Consider the following 7,306-nt stretch of genomic DNA (forward strand, 5'->3'; position numbering starts at 1 on the left):
AGGGCCGGTCCGGTCGAGGGTCAAGCCGACCGGCGGCCCGCTGATCGGTGATCAACGAAGCGGGCAATACCGGGGCAAGAAGCGGCCGGACCCGGTTTCGGCCCCGCCCCGCAAGGTCATCTTCGCCTGGTCGTGATCATGCCGACGGCCCGCGGGGGAGACGGCCCCGCCGGGGCCCGGCCCGCCTCGGGGGAGAAGTGATGCGCCGTGTCGTCTCGCAGACCGCTGTCGTCCTGCTCAGCACGGCCACCGGGACGGCCGCCGTCGCGGGCGTCGGCGCCCTCCACGCGGCGTCCCCCGCGCGGTCCTCAGCCCACGAGGCCACCACGCTGATCCTCGGCCCGCCCCGCAACGCGCCCCGAAGTGCGCCCCGTGGCGCGGCCAGGGGAGCGCCCGCCGAGGCGACGCCGCGCTCGGTCGGCTACCGCGGCGTGCGTGTTCCCGTCCCCGCGGGCTGGGCGGTCGTCCGGCTCGACGAGGACCCGTCCGCCTGCGTCCGCTACGACCGGCACGCCGTCTACCTGGGCCGTCCCGGCCCGCAGCCGGACTGCCCGGCGCGTGTCGTCGGCCGTACCGAGTCCATGCACGTCCAGCCGCTGGACGACGTCGCGGCGTCCCGCACGGTCGTGCACGCGGACAAGCTCGGCTCGTTCACGGTCAAGCCGTCCGTCGGGCACGAGACGAGCCTGGCGCTGCCGGAGGCCGGGATGGGCATCACCGGCGTGTACGGGACCGATCCGGCGGCGCTCCAGCGGATCCTGCGCGGCACCCGGGTGACCGCGAAGCCCCACGGGCACGGAACGCCCCCTGCGCAACCCAAAGCGCAGCCTCAACCCCATGCGCAGCAGCAACCGCCTGCGCACGCGCAGCCGCAGCAGCCGCCGAAGCCCTCCGCGCCGCCCTCCGCGCCGCCCTCCGGGCCGGCCGCCCGGCGCAGCGCCCCGGCGGACCCGCCGGACCGGCTGGACTACGCGTCAGGCAAGGGCTTCGACACGTGCACCGCCCCGTCGCTCTCCACGATGAAGGCGTGGCGATCCTCGTTCGACGTCACCAACATCTACATCGGCGGCGCCGCGCGCGGCTGCGAGCAGCCGAACCTCACCGCCGCGTGGGTGAAGAAGGTCCGCAAGATGGGGTACCGGATCCTGCCCACGTACGTCGGCCTCCAGCCGCCGTGCGGGACGCGCCCGCAGAAGTTCACCACGAGGAACGCCGCGTCCCAGGGCAAGAAGACCGCCGCGGACGCCGTGGCGAAGGCCAAGGCGCTCGGCATCCCCGCCGACAAGCCCATCTACCTCGACCTTGAGGCCTACAAGAGCAGGAACACCACCTGCAAGGCGGCCGTGCTGCGCTTCGTGAACGCCTGGATCGAGAAGGTCAGGCAGAAGCACTACAAGCCGTGCCTCTACGGCAGCGCGAGCTCGGGCGTCCGCGACGTCGGGGCCGCCGAGGGGATCGCCAAGCCCGTCGGCATCTGGTTCGCGAACTGGGACGGCAAGGCCCGCGTGTACGGCGACCGGTTCCTGCCGGACGACTGGTGGCCGCCGCACCGCCGCATCAAGCAGTACCGGGGCGCCCACAAGGAGCGGCACGGCGGCGTCACCCTCAACATCGACAGCAGCATCGCCGACGGCCGCGCCTACTGACCTCCGGCGCGCGACCGGCTCCGGCCTCCCGATCCCCGCGGCCGGACCGTCCGACACGCTCCGCGGCGGTGCCGTCCGGGGACCCTTTCCGGTGCCCTAAGCTGGGGAATGCTCTGAGGCGCCGGGGAGACCGCGCCTCACCGCTCTCACAGCGCACCATCACCGGGGATCACCATCGCCGCCGTCCCGCCGTCCGCGCCGGGGCCGGGGCGTTCGCACTGACCCGCCGACCGCCAGCCGGATGGAGAGAACACTCATGGCACGCCGTTCCGATGTGCTGGACACGATCGTCAACCTCGCCAAGCGGCGGGGCCTGGTCTACCCGTCGAGCGAGATCTACGGCGGGCTCCGCGCCTCCTGGGACTACGGGCCGCTCGGGGTCGAGCTGAAGAACAACGTCAAGCGCCAGTGGTGGAAGTCCATGGTGCAGGGCCGCGACGACGTCGTCGGCCTGGACTCGTGCGTCATCCTGGCGCGCGAGGTCTGGGAGGCCAGCGGCCACGTCCAGGCGTTCGTCGACCCGCTCACCGAGTGCCAGTCCTGCCACAAGCGCTTCCGGGCCGACCACCTGGAGGAGGCCTACGAGGAGAAGCACGGCAGGCCGCCCGCGAACGGGCTCGCCGACATCACCTGCCCCAACTGCGGGGTGAAGGGCTCGTTCACCGAGCCGAAGATGTTCAACGGCCTGCTCAAGACCTACCTCGGCCCCGTCGAGGACGAGTCGGGCCTGGCCTACCTGCGCCCCGAGACCGCGCAGGGCATCTTCATCAACTACCTGAACGTCCAGCAGTCCGCGCGCCGCAAGGTGCCGTTCGGCATCGGGCAGATCGGCAAGTCGTTCCGCAACGAGATCACCCCGGGCAACTTCATCTTCCGGACCCGCGAGTTCGAGCAGATGGAGATGGAGTTCTTCGTCAAGCCCGGCAGCGACGAGGAATGGCACCAGTACTGGATCGACGAGCGCCTGCAGTGGTACGTCGACCTCGGCATCCGCAAGGAGAACCTGCGGCTGTACGAGCACCCGGCGGAGAAGCTGTCGCACTACTCCAAGCGCACCGTCGACGTGGAGTACAAGTTCGACTTCGTCGGCAGCGAGTGGGGCGAGCTGGAGGGCATCGCCAACCGCACCGACTACGACCTGTCGACGCACTCCAAGGCGTCCGGCGCGGACCTGTCGTTCTTCGACCAGGAGTCCGGCGAGCGCTTCACCCCGTACGTGATCGAGCCCGCGGCCGGCGTCGACCGCTGCACGCTCACCTTCATGATGGACGCCTACGCCGAGGACGAGGCGCCCAACGCCAAGGGCAAGCTGGAGAAGCGGACCGTGATGCGGCTCGACCGGCGCCTCGCCCCGGTCAAGGTCGCGGTGCTGCCGCTGTCGCGCAACGCCGACCTGTCGCCGAAGGCCCGCGACCTGGCGGCGCAGCTGCGCCGCAACTGGAACGTCGACTTCGACGACGCGGGCGCGATCGGCCGCCGCTACCGCCGGCAGGACGAGATCGGCACGCCGTTCTGCGTCACCGTCGACTTCGACACCCTCGAGGACGACGCGGTGACCGTCCGGGAGCGCGACTCGATGAGCCAGGAGCGGATCGCGATCGGCCAGGTCGAGTCGTTCCTGGCCGCTCAGCTCGTCGGCTGCTGATCCGGCTCTGCACGCGCTCGGGCCTGGGCTCGGGTTCGCACCGGCCGGGCTCGCCATGGACGCGGTCGCGGGCCGCCCCCTTCGCCGGGGGCGGCCCGCTTCCTTTTCGGGAGCGATCATTCACGGGAGCACGTCGTGAGGGAGCGCACCCCTCGGGAGATCAGCTGGTGACGTACAGGGTCTGGTTGTAGGTGCCGGACCCGGCGGTGGTCTCGCCCTGCAGCTGGTAGGTCGCGGTGACGGTGGCGGTGGACGGGCAGAGGAAGTTGCTGCCGGACTGCTTGTTCACCGTGGCGCCGTTCACGCCGACCTGCGCCTGGGCGTTGCTGGTGACCGGGCGGTTCGGGTTGTCGGGGTTGTAGCCGTTGGCGGTGAGGTTGCCGCCGAAGATGCAGGTGATGCCGCCGAACAGGTCGACCACGGCCTTGACGCTGAAGTTGGCGATCGTGACCGCCGCGTCGCGGTTCGCGCTGTGGCCGGAGTCGTAGACGACGCTGCCGCCGGTCCACGGCAGCTTCTGCGCGGTGATGGAGACGGAGGCGGTGCCGGTGCAGCTGCTGAAGTTCGCGCTGCCGATGCTCAGGCCCGTGCCGTCGGAGTTGATCGATCCCGTCATCGTCGACTGGCTGCACGAGCCGCTGCCGATCGACGTGGAGACGGTCGCATTGCCGAGCAGCGAGGCCTGCACGTTGCCGGAGTAGGGGGCGGCGGTGGCCGATCCCTTCCGGATGGTGGTGCCAGCGGCCGACGCCGGGGCGATCCCCGCGGCGAGGACGGCCAGCGCGGCGGTCCCGACGATCGCGGTCTGTCTGATTCGTGCCACCGGAAACTCCTCTGTCCGGTTCGGGGTGGGTAACGCGAAAGTAATTCGCCTTTCCTGGCCCGGCAATGGGCGCGCGGAGAAGCCGCCGTGGCCGGATTGGGACACCAGCCAGTGTCTGCTGGTAACGCCGGGCGGGCGAGGGCCGGGTAGGGGGCTGTGGCGCGGGGCCTGGTTGACGGAGTCCCGACTCCGTGCTTTCTCGCGTTGTTGCGGTCCAATGCGCCCGGTCGCGAAGTGGCCTAGATTGGGCGGACCATGGCCGCCCCGGCGGCCCGCGACGGCCGAGGGACGGAGGAGGGCCATGCGCGAACCGCGCCGCTCGCCCGCCGCCGTCCGCTGGCTGCTCGCCCTCACGCTCGGACTGCTCGGCCTCGCCGGCGCACCGGCGGCGGGCGCCCTGAGCCCCGGTGCCCTCAGCACGGGTGCGCTCAGCACGGGCGCGCTCGCCGGGCCGCCCGCAGCCGCCGTCGGCGCCGTCGCCACCGCCGGCACCGCCGCAGCAACCGGTCGCACCGCCACCGCTCGCGCCGCGACCGAACGGGCGTCCTCGCCCCGCCCGGCGCACGCCGTCCCCGAGCCGGCGCGGCACCACACCGGGCCGTCCGCACCGGTCACCCCGGGCGCGTTCGCGCCCGCCGGTCCGGACGTCCGCCCGGCGCTCGTCCGGACCGTCCGGCCCGCCGCCGGCTTCCCCGAGCCCGTCGTCGCCGCGACGGGCGCGCCGCGGGGACGCGCCCCTCCCACCGCACGGATCTGACGTTCCGTCCAGCGGCGCCGCGCCCTGCGAAGCGGCGGCGCCATCGCTCCGTGTGGAGGTTTCCCCTTGACTCGCGCCAACGCGGTGCGGGCGGTCCTGGCGTTCGCCGTGCTCGCCGCATCGCTGTACCTCGCCCTGTCCGAACCCGCCCGGCTGGGCCTCGACCTGCGCGGCGGGACCCAGATCGTCCTCGAGACCCGGGACTCGCCGTCGGTGAAGGCCGGCCGCGAGGCCACCGACCGCGCCCGCCAGGTCCTGCACCGCCGCGTCGACGCGCTCGGCGTCGCCGAGGCGTCCATCACCCGCTCCGGCGACCGCCGGCTGATCGTCGAACTGCCCGACGTCCAGGACCCGTCGCACGCGGCGGCGCTGCTCGGCCGGACCGCGCAGCTCACCGCCCACCCCGTCCGCGCCGCGGGCGGCGCGGCCGGCGCGGGCGAGAAGGAGATCCCGGACGAGAACGGCCGCCCCGTCCTCATCGGGCCCGCCCTGCTCACCGGCGACGGCATCGGCTCGGCCGGCGCGTCGTTCGACCCCGAGGGCCTCGGCGGCTGGGACGTCGGCATCAAGTTCCGCGGAGGCGGCGGGGCGGCCTGGGAGAAGGCGACCGCCCGGGCCGCCTGCGCCACCGGCGACGAGCGCCGCGTCGCGTTCGTCCTGGACGGTAAGGTCATCTCGTCCCCGCAGGTCGGCGCCGACGTCGCCTGCGGCACCGGGATCACCGGCGGGTCCACCCGGATCACCGGGAACTTCGGCGCCGAGGAGGCCAAGGACCTCGCCGCGCTCGTGCAGGGCGGCGCGCTGCCCGTCCCGGTGAAGGTCGTCGAGCAGCGGGTCGTCGGCCCCACCCTCGGTGAGGAGGCGATCAGGGCCAGCGCCTGGGCCGCCGTCATCGGCGTCGCGCTGACCGGCCTGTTCATCGCCGCCGTCTACCGGCTTGCCGGCCTCCTCGCCACCGTCGCGCTGGCCGGCTACGCCCTGATCTCCTACGCCGCGCTCGTCGCCGCCGGCGCGACCCTCACCCTGCCCGGCCTCGCCGGGTTCGTCCTGGCGATCGGCATGGCGATCGACGCGAACGTGCTGGCGTTCGAACGCGCCCGCGAGGAACGCGCCGCCGCGCCCGGCCGGTCCCCGCGCAATGCCCTCGCCATCGGGTTCACCAAGGCGTGGTCGGCGATCGCCGACTCCGCCGCCACCACGCTGCTCGCCGGCGGCCTGCTGTTCTTCCTCGCGTCCGGGCCGGTCAAGGGGTTCGGCGTCACCCTGTGCATCGGCGTGCTGGCCTCGCTGGTGTCGGCGATGCTGCTCAGCCGCGTCCTCACCGACGCGGCCCTGGCCCGCCTACCCCGCCTCGCCCGCTCCAGGGCGGGCGGCCTCGGCGCCGGCGGCCGGATCCGGCACTGGCTGGAGGACCGCCGGCCCGACCTCATGCGGCGCCGCACGCTCTGGCTCGCGATCTCGGGGGTCGTCGTCGCCCTCGCCGTCGCCGGGATCGCCGTCCGCGGCCTGAACTACGGCGTCGAGTTCACCGGCGGGCGCGCCGTCGAGTACACGACGAACCGTCCCGTCGACATCGGCGACGCCCGCTCCGCCGTGGCCCGCGCCGGGTTCCCGCAGGCCACCGTCCAGACGTCCGGCAAGGACGGCATCGCCGTCCGCACCGCCGGCCTCACCGACGCGCAGGAGGAGCGCGTCCGGGACGCGCTCGCGCAGCAGGGCGGCGGCGCGACGAAGCAGCGGGACGAGCTGATCGGGCCCAGCCTCGGCGGCGAGATGCGCACCAAGGCCCTGATCGCGCTCGGGGTGGCCCTGCTGGTGCAGCTCGGCTACCTGACGTTCCGGTTCCGCTGGACGTTCGCGGCGGGGTCCGTGCTGGCGATGCTGCACGACGTCGTGATCGTCACGGGCCTGTTCGCCTGGCTCGGCAAGCCCGTCGACGGCGTCTTCCTCGCCGCGCTGCTCACCATCATCGGCTACTCGGTGAACGACTCCGTGGTGGTGTTCGACCGCGTCCGGGAACTGTGGACGGCCGAACCCCGCGCCCCCTTCGCCGAGGTCGCGAACCGGGGGGCGCTGCAGACCGTGCCCCGCACCGTCAACACCGGCATGGGAGCCCTGTTCATCCTGGCCGCCCTCGCCGTGCTCGGCGGCGACACGCTGACCGACTTCGCGATCGCGCTCCTCGCGGGCATCCTCGTCGGCACGTACTCCAGCGTCTTCACCGCCACGCCGCTCGCGATCGTGCTCGAACGCTTCGCGGGCCCGGCGCCGCGCCCGCGCACCACGGCGCCCCGAACCCGCCGGTCCCCGGGCGACTCCGGCGCCGTCGTCTGACCGGTCCCGGGGGGGGGGGCGGGGGCCCCCGCCCCCGCCCGCCCCCCGACCCCCCCCCCCCCCCCGCGAACGCAGGGCCCCCGAGCACCCCCCGCGGGGGA

The 7,306-nt window shown here is 73.6% G+C and carries 5 protein-coding genes; 4 read left to right on the plus strand and 1 reads right to left on the minus strand.

What is annotated here, in order from left to right:
- The first annotated feature begins 200 nt into the window (after window positions 1–200).
- On the plus strand, window positions 201–1,646 hold the full coding sequence (locus tag ABT299_RS40870) for a glycoside hydrolase domain-containing protein (protein ID WP_500254035.1): 1,446 nt from the start codon (window positions 201–203) through the stop codon (window positions 1,644–1,646).
- Between the two features lie 256 nt (window positions 1,647–1,902).
- The gene (locus ABT299_RS40875) at window positions 1,903–3,291 is read left to right on the plus strand and encodes a glycine--tRNA ligase (protein ID WP_190856163.1); all 1,389 of its coding nucleotides are present in this window, start codon (window positions 1,903–1,905) and stop codon (window positions 3,289–3,291) included.
- Between the two features lie 160 nt (window positions 3,292–3,451).
- On the opposite strand, the gene ABT299_RS40880 is transcribed toward ABT299_RS40875, so the two are convergent.
- A complete protein-coding gene (locus ABT299_RS40880; RefSeq protein ID WP_190856162.1) occupies window positions 3,452–4,114 on the minus strand; it encodes a hypothetical protein in 663 nt (220 codons plus the stop codon).
- A 301-nt stretch (window positions 4,115–4,415) separates the two neighbouring features.
- On the opposite strand from ABT299_RS40880, the gene ABT299_RS40885 reads away from it, so the two are divergent.
- Together ABT299_RS40885 and secD are read left to right on the plus strand one after the other, a co-directional pair.
- Window positions 4,416–4,871, plus strand: a complete 456-nt coding sequence (locus ABT299_RS40885) for a hypothetical protein (RefSeq protein ID WP_500254036.1) — start codon at window positions 4,416–4,418, stop codon at window positions 4,869–4,871.
- Between the two features lie 66 nt (window positions 4,872–4,937).
- Window positions 4,938–7,205 (plus strand): protein translocase subunit SecD, encoded by a 2,268-nt coding sequence (gene secD, locus ABT299_RS40890; protein WP_500254037.1) that lies wholly within the window; start codon window positions 4,938–4,940, stop codon window positions 7,203–7,205.
- The last annotated feature ends 101 nt before the right edge of the window (window positions 7,206–7,306 follow it).

The sequence above is a fragment of the Spirillospora sp. NPDC000708 genome, from assembly GCF_040299565.1.
Classification (GTDB): domain Bacteria; phylum Actinomycetota; class Actinomycetes; order Streptosporangiales; family Streptosporangiaceae; genus Spirillospora.